Here is a 24,581-nt window from a genome sequence, read left to right on the forward strand (position 1 = left end):
GGTTCCGTCAAGCCCGAATCTGCTTTAGAGGTCGACAGGGACGCCCTCGGCGATGGAGCGTTCCGCGGCCGCCCCCATGGCAACGGCTTTCAAGCCGTCGGCGAGGGTGACCTCTACGGCACCGCGCCCCAGCGCAGCCTCGCGGAAGCGCAGGTGCTGGTAGTAGGTGGAACCGTGGTGCTCGCCGGCCCCAAGCACCGCCGGATCGACCGGCACCGGACGGCGCCGTGGATCGATCGGATCGCGGGGGGAGACCTCCAGCATCGCCTCGCGGGCATGCCCGCCGATCCGCCGCTCAGGGCCCGGGATGCTGCAGGCAACGCGGCCCTTCACACCGGTCGCGGTGATCTCCTCCTGAAACCACGCGCCCTCGGCGAACATGCAGAGTTCCAGCATCGCCCGCGCACCGCCGGCAAAGTCGACCACCGCATAGGCGTTGTCGATGATGTCCGGGCGCCGCCCGCCGTAACGCTCCTCCCGGTGGTTCACGTCGGCGCCGCCGGAAGCGAAGATGCGCCGCGGCTCGTCGTCGAGGATCAGGCGCATGAGATCGAAGAAGTGGCAGCACTTCTCCACCATGGTGCCGCCGGTGTTGGCATTGAAGCGGTTCCAGTGGCCGACCTTCTCCAGGAAGGGATAGCGGTGCTCACGGATCGTCAGCATCTTCAGGGGCCCCGCCACGCCCTTGCGCAGTTCCTCCAGGAGGGCGGCGATGGGCGGCATGTAGCGGTATTCCATGGCAACCCAGAGCGGCGCCCGCCAGGAGGCCGCCAGCGCGTTCAACCGCTCCCCGAGGTGCGGCGTGGTGACGACCGGTTTCTCCACCAACACCGGGCGCGGCGGCCCGGCGAAGACCTGCTCCAGGACGTCCAGGTGAGTGTGGTTTGGACTGGCGACAATGACCGCGTCAACGTCGTCCCGCCCCACCAGCGCCGCGGCATCGTCGAGCAGCGCGGCATCGGGGGCCGCCTCGGCATTGAGCGCCTGCTGGCCGCTGTCAGGGTCGGCAATGGCAGTCACCGCCGAGCCGGGGATCAGCCCCAGGTTGGCGATATGCTCGCGCGCCATCATGCCGCCGCCGATGACGCCGTAGCGCAGCGTCTCCGCAGCCGTCACAGGGCGTCAAGGTCCAGAAGCGGGAGGTCGGCTGCCGCGGCGGCGGCCTCGACCCCGGACTTTACGTCGCCATAGGTGATGGAGACGTGGTGCTCCAACTGAGCATCGATGAGAGCGCGGCGCGCCACCTCCGCCCCGCAGTCGAAGCGGATGACCCCCGAAGTACCGGTGAAGGACATCGGCCGGCGCAGGATCTCCCCGCGCCCCACCACCATCTTCAGTTCCGACTGCGCCTGGCTGATGCGCGCCACGGTGACGCGCCCGGGCTTCAGGGGGAATTCGTGCAGCAGCGGCATGCGCCGGTTGGTGTGAATGGTTGCCCGCGGCGCGAAGTCGGGGTCGCAGAAATCGAGCGGCGCAAGGCCGCAGTGCCAAAGCACCGCGGTGTCGTCTTCTGCATCGAAGTCGACGATGTCGGTCAGCATGGCCGGCCCGTCGGCCAGGCTCTGCAGCAGGCGCGAACCCACCGTCCCCAGCATGTCCGCTTCGCAGGAGGCCGGAATGCGCTCGCCGTTCAGGGTCGCCATGGCGCCGCAGACCGCGCAGCCGTACTCGGTAAAGGTCTCCGGCCAGCAGCGCACCGCGAAGCCGTCGAGCTGGCGTTCCTCCGCCATGTCGCGCAGGGCGCTGTAGCAGCGCAGCGAGCGCTCGACCTGCTCGCCATCAAGGGTTTCGATGCCCTCCAGGCGCTCGGCGGCCTGGCTCTTCAGCGCGCCGATCCGCGCGCCGTCGGCGGCCCTGGCCGCGGCGAACAGCGTCTCCAGGTCGATGCGCTCGACATCGACGCCGAAGCGGGAGGTCAGCTCCGCCTCGTCGAAGCCGCAGGTGTCGAAGCCCGCCGGGTGCTCGCCCACCAGGCCGACCCGGCAGGCCAGGCCCGGCGCCGCCCCGGGCCGGGCCGCACGCGGCGCCGGGCCCGCACCACTGTCCGCAAAGAGCGCGGCCAGGTCAGGACTGGCCGTCGCCGGGGCATGCAGCCAGCCGCAGCGCCGGCCGATCTTGCCCAGGGCGTGGGAGGCGAGGCTGAGACCGCAGAAGGAGTTCAGCCGCAGACGCCCGCCGTCCCGTGGTTCCGGAAAGGCCCAGATCGCGACCGGCGCCGCGAGCGTGGCGCCGATCGCGGATGTCATGGCAGCATCGCAGAAGGTGGCCTGGACGATCAGGACACCGTCCAGCGGCTGTTCCTTTACGGCGTCCAGGCGCGCTTCGACGGCAGGCGCATCCATCAACAGCTGGGCATCGCCCAGAACTTCGGCGCCGCTCGCCGCCAGCGAGGCTACGGCCGTCTCGGCCGTCTGTGACGCCAAGTCCACGTCGAAGGTCGGGCGCGCCAGGCAAAAGACTGCGATCCGCATCAGAGCCTCCCTTCCAGATCGGCGTAGGCGCCTTGCATCCACTCGCTCTCCCAGCCCACCGGCCGCGGCAGGCCCTCGATCCCATCGTCGAACCAGCCGGTCCAGGGGCGGGCCTTGGCGTCCGCGAGGGCGTTCAACTCTTTCATATAGTCGGCCGCCGGGCCGGACAACGCCGCCTCCATCGCCGCCATATCCGGGAAGTGCTGGAAGGCGTCCCACCAGATTGCCCGGCCCGCGAGAAAGCCGCTGGCGCCGGCGTCGAAGGCATAATGCAGGACGTTGCGGAAGGCGGCCTGGCTGGCGCCGGCGGAGAGCATGACCCAGGGCCGCCCGGCGAGGCGATCCATCTCAGCGAAGAGCGCAGCCGTCGCCGCATCGCCCGGCGGCGGCACATCCTTGGCGGGGATCGGACTTTCCAGCTTGAAGACGTCGACGCCATAGTCCGGCGCGGCAAAAGTCTCCACCGTTTTCAGAACGTGGTCGGTCCGCTTGCCGGCCTGCTCCACATAGTCCTTGGTCTGCCCGACATCACCCGCCAGCGGATAGAGCAGCATCTCCAGCAGAAAGGGAATGTCGTAACGCGCGCAGGCCTCGCCCACCCGCTTGGTGAAATCGAGTTGCGCTTGGCGCGAGGCGGCATCCTGGTCCGGGTGATACCAGGTCAGCACTTTGACCGCGTCGCCGCCGGCCCGCTTGATCTTGGAGACCGACCAGTCGTCGATGGCCTTGGACAGACGGCCGTCCCTGCCCTCACCGAAAACCGAGTCCTCCAGGGTAACTACGAGCCCGTGGTGCGGCGCAAGGACGGTCATAGCGTCGCTCAACGCGTAGGTGGGATCGGCCAGCACCGCCGTGGCATGCGGCGCCAGCGCCGCCATCAGGGCGCGCTTCACCGCCCGCACATCGGCGTAGCGCGAACGATCTTCGCCGCGCGCCTCGGCGACCCGGTTCTTGATGGGCGGGCGCTGATCGACCGCCAGCATCTTGAAGCGGCCGCCACCGTCGGCCATGCGGCGCAGGCCCCAGAACTTGCCGGGGCTCAACACAATAGACCGAACAGACTGAGACGGGGCGGCTTGGGGGGCGCTCATAATCTGGTCTCCAACAAGCTGGTTACTTCCTGTCGCGTCGGAAAGGCGCCGGGGCCGCTGGGCTGGGCGACCTTCAGGGCCGCCGCCGCAGAGGCAAAGCGCAGGGCCTCGGGGAAGGCCTTGCCCTCCCCCAGCGCAAGCGCCGCAGCGCCGTGGTAGACATCGCCGGCGCCCAGCGTATCGACGGCCTGCACCGGCACCGCCGGCACCTTACCGCTCTGCCCGGCCGCGATCCAAAAGGCGCCCTCTGCCCCTGCGGTCACCGCAAAGGCAACCCCGGGATAGCGCTCGGCGACGGCCGCAAGCGCGGCCCGGCGATCCCCCGGCTGCAGGCTCTCCAGGCCGGCGGCACTGAAGATGACGTGGCTCGCCCGGGCCACCAGATCGCGGGCCTCTTCCGGTGCGGTGTCGTAGTCGAGCACGCCCGGCACGCCGGCAATGGCCGCTGCCTGCAGCCCCATGCGCGCCGCTTCGGGCCAGCGCAGGTCGCACATCACCGCATCGGCCCCGGCAAAGGAGGCGCTGTCCGGAGCGCCCCGGAACAGGGCCGGGTCCTTGTGATTGATCAGCATGCGCTCCCCGCGGGGGTCGATGAAGACGGCGGAGGTCGCGGTGGCACCTTCGGGCGGCGTGTGCAGCCCCGAGCAGTCGACCTCGGCAGCGGCGAGCACGGCGCGCAGGCTTTGACCGGCGGCGTCCGCACCCACCCGGCTGACCAGCCGGGCCGCACCACCGAGCCGTGCCACCGCCATGGCGGCGTTTGCGGCGATGCCCCCGGCCACCTCGCGGCGCGACACCGCAGTGTACTTGGTGGCGTCAACCGGCAGGCCTTCGACCTGGAACACCTGATCGAGCACGGCAATGCCGGCGCAGACGACGCGCAGGGTCATGCCAGTTCCTCCAGCACCGCATCGACGATCATTTCGCTGACACGCTCATTGGAGTCCTCGGTGACACCGGCGATATGCGGCGTCAGGATCAGGTTGGGCACCTCGCGAAACACCGCCGCAGAGACTCCATCCAGCGGTTCCTTGGCGAAGACATCGAGCGCAGCCCCGCCCAGGCGTCCGGCCTTCAAGGTCTCGGCCAGGGCAACTTCGTCGACGATACCCCCGCGAGCGGTGTTGATCAGAACGGCGCCGGGCTTCATGCGGCCCAAGACGCCGGCATCGAAAAGCCAACGGGTCGTCTCCGTCAGCGGCACGTGGAGGCTGAGGACGTCGGCCCTCTCCAGCAGCGCGTCCAGAGAAACCAGATCCACGCCCTCCGCCGCTTCCACCAGGGGATCATGCGCAATCACGGTCATGCCGAGCGCCTGCGCGCGCCGCGCCGTGCGCCGGGCGATGTCGCCGAAGCCGAGAAGGCCCAGGCTGCGCCCGGCCACCTCCCGGCCCTGGCAGGCGGCGCGCGGCCAGCCGCCGGCGCGCAGGTCCTCGGTCGCGAAAAAAGCTCGGCCGCGCAGCAGTTGCAGCGCTGCCGAGATGACGTATTCGGCCACCGCATCGGCGTTCGCCCCGCGCGCGGGGCGGACCGCGACGCCGCGCGCCGCGCAGGCGGCCAGATCGATGTTGTCCAGGCCGACGCCCAGCCGCCCGACGACGCGCAGGGCCGGCGCGGCGGCAAGAAGGTCCGGCATCACCTGGGTGCGGTTGCGCACCACCAGCGCCTCGGCGGTACCCAGCAGCGCCTGCAGGTCCGCGGGGCGATCGACCAGGGTCGGGTCGTAAAAGGTCTGGCGGCTCTGCGCCAGGCGGGCCACGGCCGCCTCGGCCATGAACTCGGAGACAACGACAACAGGCTGCGGCATAGGCTCCTTACATCACTCCAAAAGGTTCCAACGGTCCCGGCGCAATCCGGGCGCCCCCAAGAACGAACCTGGGGCGCCCGGATCGGTCACCGCGGGACCGGCACGCTGCCGGTCCCGAACACGGTCTTACAAGACGGCTACTGCGAAGCCGCCTCGAACTCCGCCTCGAGCGAGGCCTCGCAGGCGGACACCGCCCCCTGGGCCGCGTCGATCCATTCGCGGCCGAAGTTCTCCTCATACCAATCCCAGACCGGCTTGGCGGCCGCCTGGAAGGCGGCTTTCTGCTCCGCCGTGGGGGTGTAGATCGTGCCGCCGGCATCGACGAAGGCCTGGAAGGCATCGACGGCCTTGCGCTTGGGCAGCACCCGGGCGGTCATCTTCAACTCCTGGAAGCCGTCATAGACGATCCGCTTCTGGTCGTCCGGCAGGCCCTGAAAGACATCCTCGTTCATCCACCAGAGCGCGCCCATGTAGGCGTGGCCGTCCAGCGAGATGTACTTCAGATGATCCTGGAACTTCATGTTGACGATGTCGGTGATGCCGTTCTTGGTGCCCTCGACGACACCGGTGCCGAGCGAAGTATAGACCTCCGGCCAGGCGATCGGCGTCGGCGAACCACCGAGCGCTTTCACCAGCTCGATCTGGATGTCGGCGCCGATGGTGCGCAGCTTCAGCCCCTCGACGTCTTCCGGGCTCTTCACCTGCTTGCTGGTGGTGGCGATGTTACGCCAGCCGCCGGTATTGGAGATGGCCATCAGACGCGCCGCACCGACATCCTCCAGCACCGCTTCGCGGATCTTCGCGGTGAGCGGTCCGTCGAAGACGCACTCGGCTACGCGGTCGTTGGGAAAGAGATAGGGCAGGTCGAGAAACTGGGCCGGGGGATACCAGCCCGCCAGGCCGCCGTTGGTGGTGATGTAGATGTCGAGCCGGCCGTCGAGCAGCGCCTCGGAGCATTCGTCCGCATTGGAACAGAAGCGCCCGTTGGGGAAGATGTCCACCGCCAGCGCCCCGTTCGACGTGGCTTCGACGTAGTTCTTGAACACCAGCGAGCCGTCGAAATCCTCGTCGTCCTCGGATCCCAGGAAGGCGATCTTCAGCGTGGTGTCGGCCGCCAGCGCGGCACCCGCTCCCATTGTCAGAGTGACGGCGGCGGCACCGGCCGCGAGGGTTTTCCAGAAGCTCATTCTTTCCTCCTTGTTCGCGTTATTGTTCGGTTTTGGATGTCTCACGAATGAAGCCCCATCACGCGGGGCAGGAACAGCACCAGGTCTTCGAAGAAGGTGATCAGGAAGATCACGCCGGCCTCCACGGCCAGGAACGGCAGGATGGCCTTTGTAATCGCCTCGACGCGCTCGCGCGAAATCGACGATGCGACGAAAAGCACAAGCCCCATGGGCGGCGTCGCCAAGCCGACGGTCACGTTGACGCACATGATGATGGCGAAGTGGACGGGATCGAGGCCGATGATCCCGACGAAGACCTTCGAAAGGATCGGGCCCAGAATCAGGATCGCCGGGCCGGCGTCGAGGAACATGCCGACGACGAAGAGCATCAGGTTGAGCAGGATCAGCAGCAGATAGGGGTTGTCGGTCAGCGACAGCACGAAGTCGGCCAGCATCTGCGCTGCGCCGACCTGATCGGCGACCCAGGAGAACGATTTCGAAGCGCCGATCAGCATGAGGATGATGCCCGAGGCCACTGCGGCGCGGTAGAAGGTCGCCGGCAGATCGCCGATGCGGAGCGCACGGATCACGAAGACCGAAACGATCAGCGCATAGAACGCGGCGACCCCTGCGGCTTCCGTCGGCGTGAAGAAACCGGTCAGGATGCCGCCCAGCAGGATGATCGGCGTCAGCAGCGGCCAGAAGGTCTCGCGCCCCGCGGCCACGACCTCGCGGGCCGAGGCACGGCGGCTGGCAACCGGGAAGTTGTACTTCTTGGCCAGGCGCCAGGTGACGAACATCAGCCCGCTGCCGATCATCAACCCGGGAACGATGCCCCCGGCGAAGAGGGCGGCGGGGCTCACCCCCATGATGAAGGCGTAGATGATCATGATGCCCGACGGCGGAATGATCGGCCCGATGACGCTGGAGGCCGCCGTCACCGCCGCCGCGAAACGCCGGGTGTAGCCCTGCTTCTCCATTGCCGGGATCAGCATGGACCCCAGCGCAGAGGTGTCGGCGACCGCCGAACCGGACAGCCCGGCGAAGAGGATCGAGCTCAGGATGTTCACCTGCGCCAAGCCGCCGCGCAGATGGCCGATCAGCGACTGGCTGAAGCGCACGAGGCGCTCGGTGATGCCGCCGGCGTTCATCAGTTCGCCGGCCAGGATGAACATCGGCAGCGCCATCAGCGGCACCGAGGACATGCCGGAGAAAACCTGGCTGAGCAGGGAGTTGAGATCGCGCGGATCGAACTCGGCACCCAGATCGTTGGCGACGACGATGCCGGAGGCCCCCAGCAGGCCGAAGATCACCGGGATCGAAAGGGCGAGCGAGGCGAGGAAGAGCCAGAGAAAAGCGGTCTGCATCGCCTATTCCTCCACGTTCGCTGCGACATCCTCGAAGGAACGCACGGGGCGCACCAGCCGGTTGTCGGGATCGAAGAGGCCCAGGGTGTAGCGCAGCAGCATCTCCACATTGACGATGATCATCAGGGCGATGGCCGCCGGCATCACCATGAAGACGTAGCGCCACTCCAACCCCAGCACGGGGATGCGCATCTTGGCCTTGAAGGGCCGGATGGAGTTGAGGTCGAGGCCGAAAATGCCGTCGAGAACCAGGGTCAGCCCGTCCCACTTCAGGCCGATCTTGCGCAGCGTCAGATCGAGGGCGATCAACAGCAGGCTCAGAATGAGCACGTGGAGCAGCAGCGAATGCACCCGCTGGAGGAAATGCGGGAGCATGTCGTGCAGCATGTCCAGCGCCACGTTGGACGCACGGCGATAAGCGATCGGCGCCACGATAAAGGCCAGGGCCGGCAGCAGGATCAGCATCACCTTTTCCGTCCAGGGCGCACTGATGCCGGACAGGCGCGCCACCACCGTCCAGACGACCGTGGCCAGCATGGCGATCACGGTGACAATGATGATCGGACGCAGCATCGCTTCGAAGCCGCGGTTTATAAGGCGCAGCAAGCCGATCGCGCGAGTCAGCATGACAACCATTCACTTCCTCCCGGCCCGCGCTTCTCCCGGCGCGGCGCCCAAAGTCCTTCAGTTCATCACCTGGCCACCATCGACGTTGATGCACTGCCCGGTGATGTAGCTGGCGTCTTCGCTCAGCAGAAACCGTATCACGGTTGCAACCTCCCGTGGTGCTCCGAAGCGGCCGAGCGGAATCTCCTTCAAGAGGAAGTCGCCGCGGCGCTCGATCACCTTTTCCGGCATGCGGGTGAGAATGATGCCGGGGGCAATGGCGTTGACCGTGGCGCGCGTCTTGAACCTGCGGGCCAGCGCCCGGGTAATCCCAACCAGCCCAGCCTTGGCGGCGGAGTATGCCACCGCATCCACCGCACCGCGGCGAAAAGCCAGGGAGGAGGTGAAGACCAGGCGCCCCATGGTTCCCTCCGGCAGCCGCTCGCCGACCGCGGTGGCAAAATCGTAGGCGTTGCGCAGATTGTCGTTCATGGTGCGGTCCCAGACAGCGGGGTCGTCGCCCAGATCGGGATCGTCTTCCATCGAGCCTGCGAGATGGACGAAACCGTGGATCGGCCCTTCAGCAGCCGCGAGCGCCGCCCGCGCGCCCGCAGCGTCGTCCGTCGCCTGAACCCCGGCGGTCGCACCCAGCCGCCCGGCCAGATCCTGCAGGCCGCTCTCCTCCCGGTCGATCAGATGGAGACGGCAGCCGGCTTCGGACAACAGCGCGCAGAGCGCCTGGCCGATGCCCCCGGCGGCCCCGGTAATCGCTATGGTTCCATCCAATCCGGCCATCGAGGCACAATCCCCCACCGACAGTCGCAAGACGCTTTTCATGCGAACACTGTCGCTGTTTATGTAAGCCTTTACATAAGTCCGGTCTTGCTGCAAGCAGGAATTTCCCTGTAAGCTTGACTTTTACGGTATGTTTTCTGATGGCGGCCTGAGTTACGGATCAATATGCGTAAACGATTACAGAACCGCGGAGCGCGCGTGAGCGTTGCCGAGGTGGCGGCGGCGGCCCAGGTCTCCACCGCCACCGTTTCGCGGGTTCTGAACAAGGCGGACTACGTGAAACCGGAAACCCGCCGCGCGGTGGAGGAAGCAATCGCGGCCCTGGGCTACATCCCCCACGGCGCCGCGCGTTCGCTGTCGAGCCGCTCCAGCCGCATTATCGGGGCCATAATCCCCTCCATCGACAACTCGATCTTCGCCGCCGGCGTGGAGGCCCTGCAGGCTCATCTGAACGACCGCGGCTACCATCTGCTGATCGGATCGAGCAACTACGACCCGGAAGAAGAGCACCAGGTCGTCCGCAGCTTCCTGGAGCAGCGGGCCGCCGGGATCATCATGATGGGCGAGACCCATACCCGCGACTGCCTCGCCCTGCTGGCGCGCCACGGTACACCCTTCGTCAATACCGGTGTCTACTCGCCCGAGCGGCCCTATCACTGCGTGGGATTCGACAATGCCGGCGTTGCGACCAAGGCGGTGCGCTATCTGCTGCAGCTCGGCCACCGGCGCTTCGCCATGATCGCCGGCATCACCGCCGACAACGACCGCGCCATCGGGCGCGTCCGCGGCGTGCGCGCGGAGCTGGCCAATGCCGGCCTGATCCTGCCGGACGACCGGGTTCTGGAACGCCGCTACGACATTGCCGAGAGCCGCGCCGCCTTCCGCGACCTGATGTCCTTGCCGGAGCCGCCGACGGCGATCATCTGCGGCAACGACGTACAGGGCTTCGGCGCAATCCTGGAAGCCCAGCACAGCGGCGTTCGCATCCCCGAGCAGGTCTCCGTGGTCGGCTTCGACGATCTCGTGCTCTCCCGCCACCTGAAACCTTCGCTCACCACCATCCGCGTGCCGACGCAGGAGATGTGGTGCCGCGCTGCCGACATGCTCTTTGCGCGTCTCAACGGCGAAGAGACGCCGCGGGCGGTGGAGATCGAGACCTCCCTGATCGTCCGCGAGTCCACCGGCCCCGCCCCGGCATCACTGGCAGCCGCCGGTCTCTAACCAGACAAGGGCTATCCCGCGCTGCGCCAGCCGCTATGATCCCCAGTCGCTGCGATTGCAGACTGAAGAGCGGGAGCCGGGGGGGGTAGATGCGCAATGTCGTTGTTCAGCCTTGAGGGCCGCACAGCCCTGGTCACCGGGGCCAGCCGCGGGATCGGCCGGGCCCTTGCCATCGGCCTGGCGGACGCCGGCGCCGATCTGGTCCTTGCCGCCCGCTCGGAAGACGCCTTGCAGGGCACAGCTGCAGCGGTGCGCGCTCACGGCCGCCAGGCGCAAGTCTTTGCAGCAGATGTCTCGGACCCCGAAAACATCAGCGCGCTCTTCCGGCAGATGGATGACGCCGGCCTGCGGGCCGATGTCCTGATCAACAACGCCGGCATGGAAGAGGTGCGGGCCTCCGTCGATGTCGACGAAGCGCTCTGGAACCGCATCCTCGACACCAACCTGAAGGGCGCCTTCTTTGTCGCACGGCACTTCGCGGAGCGCCTGCTGACGGCCGGCCTTTCAGGCTCCATCGTCAACACCTGTTCGCTCACCTCGGCCGTCGGCGTGCCGACAGCGGTGCCCTACACCGCATCCAAGACCGGGCTGCTCGGCATGACCCGGGCCCTCAGCAGCGAGTGGTCGCCCAGGGGTATCCGCGTCAACGGCATCGGCCCCGGCTACTTCCGCACCGAACTGACGGAGGTTTTCTATCAGGACGAGGCCTGGCGCGCGGCCATGCTGACGAAGATCCCCATGGGACGCTTCGGCGAGCTGGACGACCTGGTGGGCGCCTGCGTTTTTCTGACCGCGCCGGCCTCGGCCTACGTCACCGGACAGTTGGTCTTCGTCGATGGCGGCTATCTGGCGTCGATCTGACGGCGCCTTCGCCGGGTTGCAGCGCGCCGCTTCTCTGGGGCGATAGAGACAGCGACCGCACAACTCTACGCAGTGATTCTGTGCCGCAGCTTGTTCGCTTGAAAACAACCAGCGGGCAAGAGTCCGCAAGTTGTATATACAACACTTGACAGCCGAAGGGGTGCCTGCAACGGTTTTGCCTCTCGCAAAAAAGTGAGCTTCTGGAAGGCAGGGAAGTGGCCGCACAAGCCTGCATGGTCGAGATCCGTGACGTCTCGAAAGCCTTTGGTGACGTCCTTGCCGTCGACGACGCTTCCTTGACGCTGCCCAAAGGCGAGTTCCTCACCATCCTCGGGCCAAGTGGTTGCGGCAAGACCACGCTGCTGCGCATGATCGCCGGCTTCATCCGTCCGAACGCGGGCGAGATTCTGATCAACGGCGCGGCCGTCGACAACGTGCCGCCCTACCGGCGCTCCATTGGCATGGTCTTTCAGCGCCTCGCGCTGTTTCCTCATATGACCGCCGCCCAGAACGTCGCCTACCCGCTGAAGATGCGCGGCTTCGACCCGGCGACGATTCCCGACCGTGTCTCCGAGTACCTGCGGCTGGTGCGGCTGGACGGCTTCGAGAAGCGGCGCCTGCAGGAACTGAGCGGCGGACAGCAGCAGCGCGTCGCCATCGCCCGGGCGCTCTCGTTCAGCCCCGATCTGCTGCTGCTCGACGAGCCGCTTTCGGCGCTCGACAAGAAACTGCGCGAAGAGATGCAGTTGGAGTTCCGCCGCATCCAGCAGGAACTGGGCGTCACCACCATCAACGTCACTCACGACCAGCGCGAGGCGCTGGTGATGTCGGACCAGATCGTGGTGATGAGCGAGGGCCGCATTCAGCAGTCCGACAGCCCGGAGGCGGTCTACCGCGCACCCTCCAACCGCTTCGTTGCCAATTTCATCGGCCTCACCGCCATGTTCAAGGGTGCGGTGGAAGCCAGCGGCGACGGCGGCATCCTGGTGCGCGTCGGCGATACGGCGCTGAAGGCCCGCGCACAAGGGGAACTGGGCAACGGCACCCCCGTCGACTGTGCGCTCAGGGCCGAGCAGGTGCGCATCCTGGACGACCCTGCGAACGGCGAAGCGGCCGTTTTCGAGAACGTGGTGACCGGGGAGGTGCGTCAGCGGATCTTCGAAGGCGACCGCATGGTCTACGAGATCTCCGTGCCGGCCCTGGCTAACGCCGTGCTCTTCGCCTTCGACCACGACCCCCTGCACCATGCCGAGCACCGGCCGCAGAGCCAGGTGACGCTCGGCTGGAACGCCCGCGACTTCTTTGCCTTTCCCAGCGATCGAACCTGATCGTCTGGTCAACCAATAACGGAGTGAACGAGAAGAAGGAGGCTCTCATGTCGGATAACCGTGACCCATTCAGGCTGAACCGCCGGCGCTTTCTCAAGGGCTCGGCCCTGGCGACCGGCGCCCTCGCGATGCCGCAGTTCGCCTTCGCGGACGGCCACACGAAAAAACCCGGCGAGCTTATCGTGCGCGCCTGGGGCGGCGCCTGGGGCGAATCCCTGCAGGCCGGCGTTGCCGACCCCTTCACCGAGGCGACCGGCATTCCGGTCAGGCTCGACTTCACGGAGGACAACGAGATCAAGCCCAAGATCTGGGCTGCCGTCGATCAGGGCCGCGTGCCGCCGATCCACGTCAACTGGGACACGACGACCAACGCCACCATCTCTGCGCTGCGCGGCGTCACTGTCGACCTCGGCGACCTCAAGGGCCTGGACGGCCTGCTGTCCATCGCCAAGCCGACCGGCATCGACGGCTGGCCGCTGGTCAACACCTACTCCTATGTCTATGTCTGCGCCTATCGGCCGGAGGCCTTTCCGGACGGCCCGCCCGAGTCCTGGCGTGTCATGCTGGACCCGAAGTTCAAGGGACGCGTGGCGCTCTACGACGACGGCATCGGCTTCAACCCCATCGCCGTCATCGCCGGCGGCGGCAGCATGTCGGACATCCCCGACAACATGGAGCCCGGCTATCAGTTCTACCGCGACCTGAAGAAGAACGAGCCGCTGCTGGGCGAGGATGCCGACTTCACAACCTGGTTCCAGAACGGTGAGATCGACATCGCCTGCACCATCTCGGTGAACGCCCGCGCGGCGAAGCAGAAGGGCATCAACGTCGAGTGGACCGTGCCCAAGGAAGGCTGCAAGGTCGATACCGACGGTCTTTGGATTCCCAAAGGCCTGCCGGCCAACGAGGAGTACTGGTCCAAGCGCTTCATCGAGTTCGCGATCACCCGCGAAGCGCAGGAGAAGTGGTGCTCGCTGCTGGGCCTGCCGCCGGTCTATCCGGGTCTCGAGCCGCCGGCCGATCTGGCCGGCGATCCGGCCTATCCGACGGCCCCCGCCGACTTCGAGAAGCTGGTCAGCGTGCCCTCGCCGGTCCTCGTGGAGAACCAGCCAATCTGGTTCGCCAAATTCAGCGAGATCATGCAGGGCTGATGCCTATGGCGCGATCGGCCGGGATTCCGTCCCGCGCCGGTCGCGCAAACCTCCGGGGAGAGCAGAGCAAGAGATGGCCGATACCGCCGCGGGTGGCAAACCGCTGTCATGGCGCCTGATCGACGGCGTCGACCGCCTGGTCGCGACCGCCTGGCCGCGCGGTCTGCATGGCATGAACGGCTATCTCTTCCTGTTCCCCGCGGTCGCGCTGGTCTTCATCCTGGTCGTCGGTCTCGGCTACATGCTCGAGTACAGCCTGCACGAGCTGGACCTCGCCACCTATCGCCTGAAGGAGGCCTACAGCCTCACCAACTATCAGACCTTCTTCGAGCGGCCCGTCTATCTCCGCGTGCTTTGGCGCAGCCTGCTGGCCGCCGCCATCGTCACCCTGATCACGCTCGTTCTGGCATTCCCCTACGCCTATCTCATGGTCCGCACAGCCTCGGCTGCGACGCGCAAGTTTCTGCTCGTCGCGCTCTTCCTGCCGTTCTTCATCGGCCAGGTGGTGCGCGCTTACGGCTGGCTGATCATCCTCGGTAAGGAAGGACTGCTGAACAGTGTCGTCACCGGCATCGGCCTGCCGCCCCTGGACCTGATCTACAACTACCCGGCCGTGATCTTGGGCCTGGTGCAGTACATGCTGCCCTTCGCCGTGCTGCTGCTCACGCCCGCCGTGGCCGCGATCGGCGAAGACATCGAGCTGGCCTCCGAAAGCCTTGGTGCTACCTGGATCGGCACTTTCCGCCATGTGGTCCTTCCCATGGCCAAGCCCGGGATCATCGGTGCCGCCATCGTCGTCTTCACCCTGACCCTGACCGACTTCGCGATGCCGGAGATTCTCGGCGGCGGCACCTCCGACTTCATCGCCAATGCGATCTATGACAGCTATTTCCAGATCTCCAACATCGGCCTCGGCTCGGCGCTCTCCATCGTGCTGACCCTGGTGGGCAGCGCGCTGGTCGCCCTGATGCTGATGATCGCCGGCACCGGCACGCTGGGCTTCGCGGAGCGGAAGTCATGAGCGGAGGACGCTCCAAGGCGGTGGTGCTCTGGGGGCTGACGGTCTTCAGCCTCATTCTTTTGAGCTTTCCGACCCTGATCATCATCGGCGCTTCCTTCACGGCGGGCGACATCATCCGCTTTCCGCCGGAAGGCTTCTCCCTGCGCTGGTACGAACGGCTCTGGCAGCTCGACAGTTTCAAGGACGCGCTGCTGCGCACCTTTTATGTCTCCATCGTCTGCACCCTGGTGTCGATCCCCGCCGGCACCCTGGCGGCCCTCGGCATCCTGCGCTACCGCATCCGCTTCCGCCGCAGCCTGCAGGTCTATCTGCTGCTGCCTTTCACCATCCCGCTGGTGGTCTCCGGCCTCGGCATGCTGATCTTCTTCGGCGAGCTTCGCATCCTGGGCTCGCTCTGGCCGGTCGGCGTGGCACTCTGCGTGATCAACCTGCCCTTCATGATCTGGGCGGTCAGCGCCTCGGCTAATGCCTTGGACTCAGAGCTGGAGAACGCCGCGGCAAACTGCGGCGCGCCGCCGGTGGTGGTCTTTTTCACCGTCACGTTGCCGGCCGTGATGCCCGGCGTGATCACCGGCGCCCTGCTGATGTTCATCCTCGCCTTCAACGAGTTCCTGGTCAGCCTCTTCCTCGTCGACTCGCGGATCGTCACCCTGCCGGTGCAGATCTACAATTCGATCCGCAGCGTCATCACTCCTGACCTGGCGGCGGTCTCCGTCGTCTATATCCTGATCGCCGTGCTGGCGGTCTGGCTGCTGGACCGCCTGGTCGGGCTCGAGATTTTCCTGCGCTCAAAGTGAACCCGGAGTAAGACCCCTTGCCCAGCGATATCAGTTTTCACAAGCTCTCCGACCTCAGCGCCGAGGCGCGCGCCGCGCTGCTGCTGCGCACGGAAGGTAACCTCGATCCCTATCTCGAAAAGGTCGGGCCGATCATCGCGGCGGTCGAGGCCGAAGGCGATGCCGCCCTCGCCCGCTTCGCGCGGGAGTTCGACAACAGCCCGGTCGCGCCCGATGCCATCGCCGCCAGCGAACGCGACTTCGACGAGGCCTTCGACACGCTCGACGATGAGATGATCGAGGTGCTCACCTTCGCCTGCGACAACGTGCGGCGCTTTCACGAAGCGCAGATGCCCGAGGAAATGTGGATGAAGGAGATGCACCCGGGCGTCTTCGCCGGCGACCGCATCGTTCCCATCGACAGCGTCGCCTGCTACGTGCCCCGCGGCAAGGGCGCCTTTCCCAGTGTGGTGATGATGACCGCCATTCCGGCCGTAGTGGCCGGCGTGCCGGAAGCGGTGATCATCACGCCGCCAGGCCCCGACGGCAAGGTCGATGCCGCCACGCTCGTCACCGCGCGGCTGGCGGGGATCGAGCGGGTCTATAAGTGCGGCGGCGCCCAGGGGGTGGCGGCGGTGGCCTACGGGACCGAAACCGTGCCGCGCTGCCTGAAAGTCGTCGGCCCCGGCAGTCCCTGGGTGGTGGCGGCCAAGCGCCTGCTCGCCGGGCGCATCGACCCCGGCGTTCCCGCCGGCCCGAGCGAGGCCATCATCCTGGCCGACAGCACCGCCAACGGCCGGGTCTGCGCGCTCGACTTGCTGATCGAGGCGGAGCACGGCTCCGACAGCTCGGCCTATCTGGTGACGGACTCCGCTGCGGTAGCAGAGGCGGCGCGGGACGCCATTCCGGACTTCTGGCAGGAAATGGGGGAACAGCGGGTCGGGTTCTCCTCCGACGTGCTCTGTGGGCCGCGCGGCGGCATCGTCCTGGCAGAGACCATGGACGACGCGATTGCCTTCGTGAACGACTACGCGCCGGAGCACCTGGAGATCCAGGCCAAGGACCCGCACCAGTACCTCGGCATGATCCGCAACGCTGGCGAGATTCTGATGGGCGAGCACACGCCGGTTTCCATCGGTAATTTCGTGCTCGGCCCCAACGCCGTGCTGCCGACCAACGCCGCGGCGCGCACCTGCTCGCCGCTCAGCGTCTTCGACTTCACCAAGCGGATCTCCATCGGCCACGTCACGAAGAAGGGCTACGACCACCTCGCACCCTATGCCCTCAAGTTCGCCCGCTACGAAGGCTTCGATGCACACGGCAATGCACTTTCCGAGATGCGCAGCCAAGCCTTCGCCGCGGGCCGGTCGATCTGAAGAAATGTCGCCTGAAGCAACCGTCACGCTTGGCATTCGACTCCGGCTTGCGGAGATGCTCATAATGGCATCCGACAAGAACGGACAAGAATGCTAGCAATTCTGCGCCACAAGACCTATCGGCGGTTGTTCTCCGCCCAGGTCCTCTCTCTGATCGGTACGGGCTTGATGACTCTGGCCCTGGCGATCCTTGCCTACGATCTTTCCGGCGCCAGCGCAGGTATGGTCGTCGGCACCATCCTGGCGCTGAAGATGATCGCCTATGTGGGCTTCGCGCCCCTGGCCAGCGCACTGGTTCAGCGCCTGCCCATCAAACCTCTGCTGGTCGCGCTCGACCTGCTGCGCGTGGCCCTTGTTCTGGCGCTGCCGTTCATCGACCAGGTCTGGCAAATCTACCTTATCGTCTTCGTGATCCAGCTCTGCTCTGCGGCTTTCACGCCGGCCTTCCAGAGCCTGATCCCCGAGGTTCTGCCGGAGGAGGAGGATTATACCGCGGCGCTTTCTCTCTCCCGCTTTGCCTATGATGTCGAGACGCTGCTGAGCCCGCTCGTGGTCGGCCTGCTTCTGACCGTGATGGAGCCCGGGCTGCTGTTCTTTGGCACGGCGCTGGGGCTCGCCGGCTCGGCCGCGCTGGTGGTAATGGCGCGGCTGCCCGAGCGCTCGCGCGCCCTGACCCAGGAGTCGTTCCGGCGGCGGCTCACCAAGGGCTTTGCCATCTACGGCCGGACACCGCGCCTGCGGGCGCTCTTCGCGCTCAGCCTCGCCGTCGCCTGCAGTGGCGCCTGGGTCCTGGTGAATTCGGTGGTCTACGCCCATGAGGTCCTGGGCGGCAGCGAACAGACCTATACAGCCCTGCTGATGGCCTTCGGCGCCGGGTCGATGCTGGTCGCCCTCAGCCTGCCGCGCGTGCTTCACCGGCTCGCCCCCCGCGTTGTCATGGGCGGCGGCGGGCTACTGCTGGGCCTGGCCCCTCTGGCAATCCTCACGGCGCCCGGCTTCACGGCCAGCCTGATCCTGTGGTTCGCCCTCGGTGCTGCGACCGCATCGGTGATGACCCCCGCCGGTCTGCTGCTGAAGCGCTCGGCGCGCCCTGCGGACCGGCCCGCGCTCTTCGCCACCCAGTTCTCGCTGTCTCATGCCGGCTGGCTGGTCTCCTACCCGCTGGCGGGCTGGCTCGGGCTGCACCTGGGCCTGGAGCTGTCTTTCGTGGTCATGGCCTGTGGCGCGCTGGCGGCGGCCGGCGTGGCCTGGATCCTCTGGCCGGTCGAGGACGAGGCCGAGCGCTACCATGTCCATCCCGCCTTGGACCACGAGCATATGCACGTCCACGACGAGCATCACCAGCACGAACACGAGGGCTGGGAGGGGCCGGAGCCCCACAGCCATCCGCACCGCCATGCCAGCCATGGTCATCGTCATGTGTATTTGATCGACGACCATCATCCGGTCTGGTCGATGTAGGAACAAAGCCGCTGAAAGCGAACGACAGCCGATACCCGGAACCTTAGGAGATGGGACCGCAGATGCAGAAAGAGGGGAAAGCAGAAGAGGGTCAGACAGGATCCTTGGCGGCGCTCGAAGCGCGGGTGCGCCAGGATCAGCAGTATCTCTGTCGCCCGCCGGAGAACTGGGTGCTGCCGCACGACCACGGCGGCGAGCGGGTTCTGGACGCCGTTATCATCGGCGGCGGCATGTGCGGGCAGCTTGTCTGGTTCGCGCTGACCAGCGGCGGCATGCGCAACATCCGCATTCTCGACCGCAGCCCGGAGGGCCTGGAGGGCCCCTGGATGACCTACGCCCGCATGGAAACTCTACGCTCGCCCAAGCAGCTCACCGGCCCGGCCTACGGCTACGGCGCCCTCACCTTCCGGGCATGGTACACGGCGCAGTACGGCGAGGCGGACTGGGAAACACTGGACAAGATCCCCCGTCCGATGTGGATGGACTATCTGAAGTGGTACCGCAAGGTGCTGGACATCCCGGTCGAAAACGGCGTGGCGGTGAAGCGCATCCTGCCGGAGGGCGACTACCTGCGCCTCGAACTCGCCGGCGCCGCGGCGGAACAGAGCCTTCTGACCCGCAAGTGCATCATGGCCACGGGCCGCGAGGGCACCGGTCACCCGCAGATCCCCGCCTTCATCGGCGACCTGCCGCGCAGCCACTGGGCGCATACTTCGGAAGACATCGACTTCGCCGCGCTGAAGGGCAAGCGCGTGGTGGTGATCGGCGCCGGCGCCTCCGCCGTTGAGAATGCCGCCGAGGCCGCGGAACACGGCGCCAAGGAAGTGCGTCACCTGATCCGCCGCCGCGAGATGCCGACCATCAACAAGATGATGGGCATCGGCTCCTTCGGCTTCACCGCCGGCTTCGCGGACTTGCCGGACGAATGGCGCTGGCGCTTCATGCAGTACTCCTTCGCCACCCAGACACCGGCGCCGCGTGGCTCCACCCTGCGGGCCAGCCGCAACGACAACGTTTACTTCCACTTCGGAAAGGGGATCGAAGGGGTGCGGCTCGACGGGGGAGAACTGGTGATCGACACGGTCGACGGCCTGCGCCTGGCAACCGACTACATCATTCTCGCCACCGGCTTCACCACCGACCCCATGGCCCGCACCGAGCTTGACGGCTACGCCGACAAAATCGAGCTCTGGCGCGACCGCTACACGCCGCCGGCCAACGAGCAGAACGACGATCTCGCCAGGTTCCCCTACCTCAATACCGACTTCACCTTCCGCGAGCGCAAGGCCGGCGAGGCGCCCTGGCTGAAGCATATCTACTGCTTCAACTACGGCGCCTCCGCCAGTCTGGGCAAGGTCAGCGGCGACATTCCGGGCATCAGCGAGGGCGCATCCTGGCTTGCCCGCGCGCTGGCAGCCACCCTCTACCAGGAAGATGTCGCCGCCTATTTCCAGGGCATGATCGACTACGACAAGCCGGAACTGCAGGGCGACGAGTGGACCGCCAGCGAGATCGACACCGACGCCGTGGCACCGCTCAGCAAGGTGGGGGGCTGATCCATGACGGTAGAATCCACGACGGCAGAAACGTCCGAAGGGAACGACGTGGTCATGCGCGCAGCGGCCCTTCCGGCCAACAGTCCGCTTCAGGCGGCACTGGCGGGCCGGGCCGATATCCTGGCGATGACCCAGCAGGCCCACGACGCCGCCCTCGTTCCGGAAGAGCCGGGCGGCCTCTCCCACGCCCTGCGCGCCGCTCTGGCGCTGCGGGCCTCCCTCCTCCACAAAGAAGAGTCTCTGGCCGACCACTACCGCGGTCTGCTGACGGCGGCCGGCGCCGACGGTGCGTTGGCGGCTCTCGCCGATCCCGCCACACAGGACTTCGCCGATCCCCGGGTCGCGGCCTTCGCCGCCTATACGGACCTCGCCTCGACCTCGCCCAAGGATGCGACGGCTGATGACATCGAAGCCCTGAAGGCTGCCGGTATCGGCGACGCCGACATCGTCCGGCTGGCCGAGTTGACGGCCTTCCTCGCCTACCAGCTTCGCGTGGTAGCCGGCTTGAAGCTGATGCAGGCAACGGCATGAGCACGGCGCTCTCAGACCCCGAGGTGATTCATGACTTCACCGTGGAGGTGCCGCAGTGGCGCCCCCGCGTGCAGCCCATCGACCTTGCCGAGGCAACGCCGGCCCAGCGCGATGCCCTGAAGGTCACACCTTCCAACACCAAGGTCTCCGACTACGTGCTGGTGCTGGCCAACGACGTGGAGACGCTGAAAGCGCGCACGCCGCTGTTCAACGCCATCATGTACAACCGCGGCGGCCTCGGCCGCAGCGGGCGGGAACTGGGTGCCGTCGGTGCCTCCGTCGTCAACCGCTGCGTCTACTGCGCCGCCGTCCACGCCAGCCGCTACAACCAGCTGACCAAGGACACAGGCCAGATGGAGCAGATCTTCGCCGCCGGCGAGGCCGCGGCGCTGCCGGCGCGCGAGGCAGCCATCTTCGCCTTTGCCGTGAAACTCTCCAAGACACCCAGCGAAGCGACAGAGGCCGATGTTTTGGCGCTGCGCGAGGCCGGCTTGGAGGAGGCCGAGATCCTCGACCTCGTTCTCTCCACCGCCCTCTTCGGCTGGGCCAACCGGCTGATGCACCTGTTGGGCGACCCGGTGGCTCCGCAAGGGGAGGAAGCGTGATGGCCAAAGCGCCGCACAGCCTCTCCGTCGGCATTGCCGGTGCCGGTGCCATCGCCTATGGTGCGGCCGCCTTGCTGGAACAGAACGGCCACAAGGCCGCACTCTGGTCTCCCTCCGGCGCGCGTACCGAACGCCTGGCAGCAGGCGAGCCGCTCGTCGCCAGCGGTGCGGTCGAAGGCGCGTTCCATCCCCGCATCGCGACCTCCGCCGCCGACCTGGCCGAGAAAGCGGAGGTCATCCTCATCGCCCTGCCCGGCTATGGCCACAAGGCCGTCTTCGACGCCCTGGCGCCCCATCTACGCGCGGGACAGACAGTGCTGATCTCCTCCCACGCCTCCCTCGGGGCGCTCTATCTCTCCAGGCTGCTGGCCGCACGCGGGCTGGTGCTGCCCATCGTCGCCTGGGGCACCACCGTCACCTCGGGCCGGCAGCCGAGCCATGTCGAGGCCCAGGTCAACACGATCCGCAGCAAGGTCGACATCTGTACCCTGCCGGAGTCGTTGAGCGCGGAGGGACTGGCCTGCTGCCAGGTGCTGTTCGGCGACCGCTTTGTCGAGCGCGACGGTCTGCTGGCCATCACCCTCAGCAACCTCAACCCGCAGAACCACATGGGCATCGCGCTCTGCAACATGACACGCATGGAGCACGGCGAGACCTGGGGCCAGGGCCTCAACGTCACGCCCAACGTCGGGCGCCTGCTGGAGGCGCTGGACCGCGAGCGCCTGGCGATCTGCGAGGCCCTCGGCCTTTCGGTGCGCACGATCTTCGAGCACTTCCACCTCTCCTTTCACGTGCCGCTGAACAGCGTCTCGGCCATGAACCAGGAGATGCACCGCGAGGGCCGCGGCGGGACCGGCCCGGCGACCGCGGACAGCCGCTACGTCACCGAGGATGCGCCCTACGGCCTCCTGATGACCGTCAAGCTCGGTGAGCTGGCGGGCCGTCCGGCCACCCTGCACCGCGCGGGCATCGAGATTTTCTCCGCGCTCTACGGGCGCGATTTTTTCCGCGAGAACCAGTTGCTCGACGCGCTGGCGCTCGCTGACATGTCGCTGGAGGAGCTCAAACGGCTCGCCAGGGACGGTTACCCGACGGGTGAGACGAGATTGGCGGAAGACCGGCCGCAGTCCCGCCCGCAAAGCGCGGGATAACACCGCGCACCCGAAACGTTCGGCAATCAGTGAAAACCAAGAAAGAGGGGAAAAGAGAGATGACCAAGATTACGACGAACAGACGCCGCTTCATCAAAGGCGCCGCCGCGGGCGCTGCAGTGCTCGCCGCACCGGCGGTCTGGCGTAGTTCCGCACGGGCCTCCGGCGTGGTCAACGTCTGGACCTACGCCAATTTCATCCCCGACGACTTCAAGGCCGAGTTCGAGAAGGAGACCGGCATCGAGGTCCGCATCCGCCTCGTCGACGACCAGGGCAAGCAGTTCAACCTGCTGGCCGCCGAGGCCCCCAACCCGACCGCCGACGTGGTGACCGTGGCCGGCCACCGCTTCCTGCAGTTCATCGACTCGGAGCTGCTGGCGCCGATGGATACGGGCCGCCTGACGAACTGGGGCACCATCAACCCGGTTTATTCGGAGAGCGACTGGGCCACCATCAACGGCAACAAGTGGGGTGCGCCGATTCTCTCGGGCGCCGAAATCATGGCCTACAACAGCGAAGAAGTGACGCCGGAGGAGGCCAAGTCCTGGGACATCATGTTCGATGACAAGTACGCCGGCCGCACCGCCTACATCATTCAGGACATGATGTCGGTGATGATTCTGGCCAAGGGCTATGACGGCAACATGATCGAGTACATGGACAACCCGGCCCAGGCCGCCTCGATCGTCGAGGAGGTGCGCGACTTCCTGATTTCCCACAAGGACAAGGTGCGCAAGTTCTACGAATCCGGCGCCGAGATCCAGCAGATGTTCATCAACCAGGACGTGGTCCTGGCCCATGCCTGGAACGGCCCGATCTCCAAGCTGATCATGGACGGCTTTCCTGTGCGCATGACCATTCCGAAGGAAGGCTCCTACGGCTTCGTCTACACGCTGAACGTCGCCAACAACGGGCCCAATCCGGACAATGCCTACAAGCTGCTCGACGCGCTGCTCGCTTCTTCCCAGGTCGGCGCTGAAATGACCAAGGCTTCCGGCTTCATCTCCACCTTCAAGGGCGCCGACACGCACCTGAGCGAGCTGGAGAAAAAGGCCGCTTCCTTCACTGAGGAAGAGCTTGAGGGCCTGCGCTTCTTCCGCGCCGAGGCCAACAAGATGAAGTACGAGCTGATCGACCCGGCGGTCGAACAGATCAAGGCCGCCTGAGGCGCCGGACCATGTGAGGCGGGGGCGTCCGCGGCGGACGCCCCTTCTTCACCGCCACGCCACAGGCAGCGGGAAAGGCCGTATGGCACAAAGCGATTCGAAACTCGCCGGCGTCGAGCGCGCGGGAACCGGCGGCAATGGCCGCAGTCTCTGGGGCCGGCTGCTCACCAGCGACCTCTATCAGGCGGTCTCCGCGGTGCTGTTCAAGACCCCGCGGCGGCAGTTCTGGCTGCTGGCCAGTTTCCCGCTGTTCTGGGTGGTCTTCGCCCATCTCGGCCCGATCATCAGGATGTTCTGGATCAGCTTCCTCGACTCCTATCCGCCCACCGCCGGCACCGTACCGCAGCTCACCCTGGAGAACTGGGCGAAGTTCTTCGAGGACGCGATCTTCGTCATGCCCTACTTCCGCACGCTGGGCTTTGCCTTCGTGCTGACGCTCTCGACCCTTATCATCACCTATCCGGTCGCCTATTTCCTCGCCAAGCACGTCCGCCGCAACCGCCAGCTTCTCTTCCTGCTCATCCTGCTGATCCCGTTCTGGGTCGGGGAGATCGTGCGCACCTACGCCATCATGATCCTGCTCGGCAACAACGGCGCGGTAAACCTGATCCTCAAGTTCCTCGGCCTCATCGACCGGCCGATCCCTTTCATGTACACGAGCTTTTCCCTGGGCGTCGGCATCATCTACCTGACCTCGCTCTACATGCTGCTGCCGCTCTATTCGGCGCTGGAGAAGATCCCCAATACCTACCTGGAGGCCGCCGCCGATCTCGGTGCCGGCTCCTGGACCCGGTTCTGGCGGGTGACGCTGCCGCTGTCGAAGGAGGGCATCGCATCCGGCTGCACCCTCGTGTTCCTCATTTCCACCGGCTACTACGCCACCCCGGTGCTCTTGGGCGGACCGAGCACCACCGTCTTCGCCGAGACCATCGCCGGCTTCTTCCACGTCGCCGGCGACCAATGGCCGGTGGGCGCGGCCTTCGCCTCCATCATGCTGATCACCACACTCTCGGCGGCGGCGATCTTCCTGAAGCTCATGGGCCGCAGCGGCCGGGGAATGATGCAATGAGGAGC

Annotated in this window: 23 protein-coding genes; 14 read left to right on the plus strand and 9 right to left on the minus strand. The window is 66.5% G+C overall.

Annotation, left to right across the window (positions count from 1 at the left end):
• Positions 1-24: 24 nt before the first annotated feature.
• The 9 genes from ACO06P_RS08210 to ACO06P_RS08250 form a co-directional block, all read right to left on the minus strand.
• Entirely contained in the window at positions 25-1,116 is a 1,092-nt protein-coding gene (locus tag ACO06P_RS08210; RefSeq protein ID WP_420349519.1) for a Gfo/Idh/MocA family protein, read from the minus strand.
• Complete coding sequence (locus ACO06P_RS08215; RefSeq protein ID WP_421935170.1) at positions 1,113-2,471, minus strand: L-fucose/L-arabinose isomerase family protein; 1,359 nt, start codon at positions 2,469-2,471, stop codon at positions 1,113-1,115. The genes ACO06P_RS08210 and ACO06P_RS08215 overlap by 4 nt, the downstream gene beginning before the upstream one ends.
• Positions 2,471-3,562 carry a tagatose 1,6-diphosphate aldolase gene (locus ACO06P_RS08220; protein WP_420349523.1) on the minus strand — a complete coding sequence of 364 codons (1,092 nt, stop codon included), beginning with the start codon at positions 3,560-3,562 and terminating at the stop codon, positions 2,471-2,473. The genes ACO06P_RS08215 and ACO06P_RS08220 overlap by 1 nt, the downstream gene beginning before the upstream one ends.
• Positions 3,559-4,452 carry a PfkB family carbohydrate kinase gene (locus tag ACO06P_RS08225; protein ID WP_420349524.1) on the minus strand — a complete coding sequence of 298 codons (894 nt, stop codon included), beginning with the start codon at positions 4,450-4,452 and terminating at the stop codon, positions 3,559-3,561. Before ACO06P_RS08225 ends, ACO06P_RS08220 begins: the two co-directional genes overlap by 4 nt.
• Positions 4,449-5,369: a hydroxyacid dehydrogenase gene (locus tag ACO06P_RS08230; RefSeq protein WP_420349525.1), complete on the minus strand. Its 921-nt coding sequence runs from the start codon at positions 5,367-5,369 to the stop codon at positions 4,449-4,451. Before ACO06P_RS08230 ends, ACO06P_RS08225 begins: the two co-directional genes overlap by 4 nt.
• Before the next feature lie 137 nt (positions 5,370-5,506).
• Positions 5,507-6,556 (minus strand): TRAP transporter substrate-binding protein DctP, encoded by a 1,050-nt coding sequence (dctP, locus tag ACO06P_RS08235; protein ID WP_420349526.1) that lies wholly within the window; start codon positions 6,554-6,556, stop codon positions 5,507-5,509.
• Between the two features lie 41 nt (positions 6,557-6,597).
• A complete protein-coding gene (locus ACO06P_RS08240) occupies positions 6,598-7,902 on the minus strand; it encodes a TRAP transporter large permease (protein WP_420349527.1) in 1,305 nt (434 codons plus the stop codon).
• A 3-nt stretch (positions 7,903-7,905) separates the two neighbouring features.
• Complete coding sequence (locus ACO06P_RS08245) at positions 7,906-8,538, minus strand: TRAP transporter small permease (protein WP_421938192.1); 633 nt, start codon at positions 8,536-8,538, stop codon at positions 7,906-7,908.
• A 48-nt stretch (positions 8,539-8,586) separates the two neighbouring features.
• On the minus strand, positions 8,587-9,303 hold the full coding sequence (locus ACO06P_RS08250; RefSeq protein ID WP_420349529.1) for an SDR family NAD(P)-dependent oxidoreductase: 717 nt from the start codon (positions 9,301-9,303) through the stop codon (positions 8,587-8,589).
• Positions 9,304-9,501: 198 nt separating this feature from the next.
• Here ACO06P_RS08250 and ACO06P_RS08255 point away from each other — a divergent pair, with 198 nt between their 5' ends.
• The 14 genes from ACO06P_RS08255 (at position 9,502) to ACO06P_RS08320 (ending at position 24,576) form a co-directional block, all read left to right on the plus strand.
• Complete coding sequence (locus tag ACO06P_RS08255) at positions 9,502-10,524, plus strand: substrate-binding domain-containing protein (RefSeq protein WP_420349530.1); 1,023 nt, start codon at positions 9,502-9,504, stop codon at positions 10,522-10,524.
• Positions 10,525-10,620: 96 nt separating this feature from the next.
• The gene (locus tag ACO06P_RS08260; protein WP_420349531.1) at positions 10,621-11,385 is read left to right on the plus strand and encodes an SDR family NAD(P)-dependent oxidoreductase; all 765 of its coding nucleotides are present in this window, start codon (positions 10,621-10,623) and stop codon (positions 11,383-11,385) included.
• Positions 11,386-11,600: 215 nt separating this feature from the next.
• Positions 11,601-12,713 (plus strand): ABC transporter ATP-binding protein, encoded by a 1,113-nt coding sequence (locus ACO06P_RS08265; RefSeq protein WP_420349532.1) that lies wholly within the window; start codon positions 11,601-11,603, stop codon positions 12,711-12,713.
• Positions 12,714-12,760: 47 nt separating this feature from the next.
• Complete coding sequence (locus tag ACO06P_RS08270) at positions 12,761-13,864, plus strand: ABC transporter substrate-binding protein (RefSeq protein ID WP_420349533.1); 1,104 nt, start codon at positions 12,761-12,763, stop codon at positions 13,862-13,864.
• Positions 13,865-13,937: 73 nt separating this feature from the next.
• Positions 13,938-14,885 (plus strand): ABC transporter permease, encoded by a 948-nt coding sequence (locus ACO06P_RS08275; protein WP_420349534.1) that lies wholly within the window; start codon positions 13,938-13,940, stop codon positions 14,883-14,885.
• Positions 14,882-15,682: an ABC transporter permease gene (locus ACO06P_RS08280; RefSeq protein WP_420349535.1), complete on the plus strand. Its 801-nt coding sequence runs from the start codon at positions 14,882-14,884 to the stop codon at positions 15,680-15,682. Before ACO06P_RS08275 ends, ACO06P_RS08280 begins: the two co-directional genes overlap by 4 nt.
• A 17-nt stretch (positions 15,683-15,699) precedes the next feature.
• Entirely contained in the window at positions 15,700-17,037 is a 1,338-nt protein-coding gene (gene hisD, locus ACO06P_RS08285) for a histidinol dehydrogenase (protein WP_420349536.1), read from the plus strand.
• A gap of 90 nt (positions 17,038-17,127) precedes the next feature.
• On the plus strand, positions 17,128-18,498 hold the full coding sequence (locus tag ACO06P_RS08290; RefSeq protein WP_420349537.1) for an MFS transporter: 1,371 nt from the start codon (positions 17,128-17,130) through the stop codon (positions 18,496-18,498).
• A gap of 62 nt (positions 18,499-18,560) precedes the next feature.
• Positions 18,561-20,054: an NAD(P)-binding domain-containing protein gene (locus ACO06P_RS08295; protein WP_420349538.1), complete on the plus strand. Its 1,494-nt coding sequence runs from the start codon at positions 18,561-18,563 to the stop codon at positions 20,052-20,054.
• A gap of 3 nt (positions 20,055-20,057) precedes the next feature.
• Positions 20,058-20,585, plus strand: coding sequence for a hypothetical protein (locus ACO06P_RS08300; RefSeq protein ID WP_420349539.1), 528 nt, complete (start codon positions 20,058-20,060; stop codon positions 20,583-20,585).
• Positions 20,582-21,190: a peroxidase-related enzyme gene (locus ACO06P_RS08305; RefSeq protein WP_420349540.1), complete on the plus strand. Its 609-nt coding sequence runs from the start codon at positions 20,582-20,584 to the stop codon at positions 21,188-21,190. Before ACO06P_RS08300 ends, ACO06P_RS08305 begins: the two co-directional genes overlap by 4 nt.
• Complete coding sequence (locus ACO06P_RS08310; protein WP_420349541.1) at positions 21,190-22,341, plus strand: NAD/NADP octopine/nopaline dehydrogenase family protein; 1,152 nt, start codon at positions 21,190-21,192, stop codon at positions 22,339-22,341. The genes ACO06P_RS08305 and ACO06P_RS08310 overlap by 1 nt, the downstream gene beginning before the upstream one ends.
• A gap of 59 nt (positions 22,342-22,400) precedes the next feature.
• A complete protein-coding gene (locus ACO06P_RS08315; protein ID WP_420349542.1) occupies positions 22,401-23,507 on the plus strand; it encodes an ABC transporter substrate-binding protein in 1,107 nt (368 codons plus the stop codon).
• Between the two features lie 82 nt (positions 23,508-23,589).
• The gene (locus ACO06P_RS08320; protein ID WP_420349543.1) at positions 23,590-24,576 is read left to right on the plus strand and encodes an ABC transporter permease; all 987 of its coding nucleotides are present in this window, start codon (positions 23,590-23,592) and stop codon (positions 24,574-24,576) included.
• Positions 24,577-24,581: the final 5 nt, after the last annotated feature.

The organism is Pelagibius sp. (genome assembly GCF_965227505.1).
In the GTDB taxonomy this organism is placed as follows: Bacteria; Pseudomonadota; Alphaproteobacteria; order Kiloniellales; family Kiloniellaceae; genus Pelagibius.

Excerpts from the sequence above, each read along its gene's own strand:
- ACO06P_RS08215 (WP_421935170.1), bottom strand. The coding sequence starts at position 2,471 with ATGCGGATCGCAGTCTTTTGCCTGGCGCGCCCGACCTTCGACGTGGAC.
- ACO06P_RS08220 (WP_420349523.1), bottom strand. The coding sequence starts at position 3,562 with ATGAGCGCCCCCCAAGCCGCCCCGTCTCAGTCTGTTCGGTCTATTGTG.
- ACO06P_RS08225 (WP_420349524.1), bottom strand. The coding sequence starts at position 4,452 with ATGACCCTGCGCGTCGTCTGCGCCGGCATTGCCGTGCTCGATCAGGTG.
- ACO06P_RS08230 (WP_420349525.1), bottom strand. The coding sequence starts at position 5,369 with ATGCCGCAGCCTGTTGTCGTTGTCTCCGAGTTCATGGCCGAGGCGGCC.
- dctP (WP_420349526.1), bottom strand. The coding sequence starts at position 6,556 with ATGAGCTTCTGGAAAACCCTCGCGGCCGGTGCCGCCGCCGTCACTCTG.
- ACO06P_RS08240 (WP_420349527.1), bottom strand. The coding sequence starts at position 7,902 with ATGCAGACCGCTTTTCTCTGGCTCTTCCTCGCCTCGCTCGCCCTTTCG.
- ACO06P_RS08245 (WP_421938192.1), bottom strand. The coding sequence starts at position 8,538 with ATGGTTGTCATGCTGACTCGCGCGATCGGCTTGCTGCGCCTTATAAAC.
- ACO06P_RS08250 (WP_420349529.1), bottom strand. The coding sequence starts at position 9,303 with ATGGCCGGATTGGATGGAACCATAGCGATTACCGGGGCCGCCGGGGGC.
- ACO06P_RS08260 (WP_420349531.1), top strand. The coding sequence starts at position 10,621 with ATGTCGTTGTTCAGCCTTGAGGGCCGCACAGCCCTGGTCACCGGGGCC.
- ACO06P_RS08270 (WP_420349533.1), top strand. The coding sequence starts at position 12,761 with ATGTCGGATAACCGTGACCCATTCAGGCTGAACCGCCGGCGCTTTCTC.
- ACO06P_RS08275 (WP_420349534.1), top strand. The coding sequence starts at position 13,938 with ATGGCCGATACCGCCGCGGGTGGCAAACCGCTGTCATGGCGCCTGATC.
- ACO06P_RS08280 (WP_420349535.1), top strand. The coding sequence starts at position 14,882 with ATGAGCGGAGGACGCTCCAAGGCGGTGGTGCTCTGGGGGCTGACGGTC.
- ACO06P_RS08290 (WP_420349537.1), top strand. The coding sequence starts at position 17,128 with ATGCTAGCAATTCTGCGCCACAAGACCTATCGGCGGTTGTTCTCCGCC.
- ACO06P_RS08295 (WP_420349538.1), top strand. The coding sequence starts at position 18,561 with ATGCAGAAAGAGGGGAAAGCAGAAGAGGGTCAGACAGGATCCTTGGCG.
- ACO06P_RS08300 (WP_420349539.1), top strand. The coding sequence starts at position 20,058 with ATGACGGTAGAATCCACGACGGCAGAAACGTCCGAAGGGAACGACGTG.
- ACO06P_RS08305 (WP_420349540.1), top strand. The coding sequence starts at position 20,582 with ATGAGCACGGCGCTCTCAGACCCCGAGGTGATTCATGACTTCACCGTG.
- ACO06P_RS08310 (WP_420349541.1), top strand. The coding sequence starts at position 21,190 with ATGGCCAAAGCGCCGCACAGCCTCTCCGTCGGCATTGCCGGTGCCGGT.
- ACO06P_RS08315 (WP_420349542.1), top strand. The coding sequence starts at position 22,401 with ATGACCAAGATTACGACGAACAGACGCCGCTTCATCAAAGGCGCCGCC.
- ACO06P_RS08320 (WP_420349543.1), top strand. The coding sequence starts at position 23,590 with ATGGCACAAAGCGATTCGAAACTCGCCGGCGTCGAGCGCGCGGGAACC.